The sequence below is a fragment of the Paracoccus sp. P2 genome, assembly GCF_046335115.1.
Lineage (GTDB): Bacteria > Pseudomonadota > Alphaproteobacteria > Rhodobacterales > Rhodobacteraceae > Paracoccus > Paracoccus pantotrophus.
This window is the reverse complement of the sequence record NZ_JBGOSN010000191.1, coordinates 1-563: the sequence shown is the minus strand read 5'-3', so window position 1 is coordinate 563 and position 563 is coordinate 1. Positions and strand designations below refer to the sequence as shown.

Sequence of the window (563 nt, the reverse complement as noted above, 5' to 3'; positions counted from 1 at the left end):
GGCCGTCGAGATGCCGATGCGGAAGCCTCGTGCCGCCTCCCGCGTCGAAACCCCATCTTCGATCGCTGCAATTACCCGACCGCGAAGGTCTCCGCTCAGGCTCATCGTCTCAGGCTCCTCGTCATCATCTCCTCCTGGCAAATCACAGGAGCAGTGAAACAGACATTGTTCATCGCGTGAATCCTCAAAGCGACCCGGTGTTCGTCAAATTTGCTCTAGACGACGTCTTCATTTGATTGATCCAGGCCATGGCGCATGCGCGGTCTGTGAAGGCTTTGAAGGATCCGACGATCTTCTCGCTTCCAAGGGCGATGCGTCGGAAGCGTTGGTCCGGCTGTGGTTGGGCTTGATCTGGGCGGTGGCCCGCATCTCCTCGGCGATGAACCGGCACAGGGCATCGGTGTCGCATCCGATATCTGCGATGACATGGCCGATGCCGGTGAGGCCGCAGATCAGCCCTTTCGCCTGCGGGCTGTCGGCCCAGTGGCCGGGCGTGATCGTGACCCGGATCGGCCGGCCGAACGCGTCCGCGGCCGCATGGGGTTGCGTCGTCAGCCCGCCGC

Annotated in this window: 1 pseudogene; it reads right to left on the bottom strand. The window is 62.5% G+C overall.

The features are described 5' to 3' along the window. Window positions 1–228: 228 nt before the first annotated feature. Window positions 229–563: pseudogene (locus ACDP63_RS25150) on the bottom strand (hypothetical protein); the annotation flags it as partial.